Origin of the sequence: Lysinibacillus sphaericus OT4b.31, assembly GCF_000392615.1 — a bacterium.
Classification (GTDB): domain Bacteria; phylum Bacillota; class Bacilli; order Bacillales_A; family Planococcaceae; genus Lysinibacillus; species Lysinibacillus sphaericus_B.
In genome coordinates, this window is sequence record NZ_KB933432.1 from 1 (window position 1) to 869 (window position 869).

General features: G+C 37.5%; 1 protein-coding gene. It reads left to right on the top strand.

The window, feature by feature from the left end; all coding sequences use genetic code 11:
- Nucleotides 1–127: 127 nt before the first annotated feature.
- The coding region (locus H131_RS22575) for a transposase (RefSeq protein ID WP_010861458.1) at nt 128–869 on the top strand (742 nt) is incomplete at its 3' end.

The window sequence follows — 869 nt, forward strand, 5'->3', positions numbered from 1 at the left end:
TGAGTCAATTTCGTAATTTTGAGACCTTACGGCTCTAAGCTTAAAATGACAAGAAAATAGAGCACCTCCCCAAATCCTGTATAATGAGAGTTACTACACACACATTAACAGATTGGAGAAATGCTCTATGTCTATTATACGACAAGAAAGCCTGTTTGATATGCAAATTTTATATGATTTGGAACCTACCCATCGTTTTAACTCTATTTTAGCTGATATTGATATCCACCCAATTCTTGATGTTGTCATGAAAAAGTCCCATTTAGGCGCTCCACAAACGCTTAATTATCCAGCAATGATTTATTCATTAATCATTCGGATCACTGAACATATTCCATTTATCAAAGATTTGATAACACGCCTTCGTACAGATTTACGTTTCAAGGTTGATTGTGGTTTCCTCGTGTCGGATGAAATCCCATCAGAAGCCTCTTATTCGCGTATGATTACATTAATCAGTGAATCAAATGCATTGGATATTGTTCAAGAACGTTTACTTCTACTGGCTATTAATGAAGGTTACGTATCGAATGAAATAGTCGCAATCGATGCAACCCATGTGGAAGCTCGTGATTGCGCACCTTCTAAGAAAGAACAATTAGTGAAAGAACCGAAAAAACGAGGCCGTAAAAAGAAAGAAGAACGTGAACAATGGCTTTTAGAAAAAGCAGAGGAAGAGGCAGATCTTCCACTATATGAAAAGACAATTGCCGCACAATTAGATGTCTCTCTTTCAGAACTCCGATCTTCTGTACCTATCCAACCCCAATGGGGTGTGAAAAAGAATAGCGAAGGAAAAAATGTCTTTTGGTATGGATTCAAATGTCATTTAGCTGTTGGGGCAAAAAGCCAATATATCGTCCAATCCT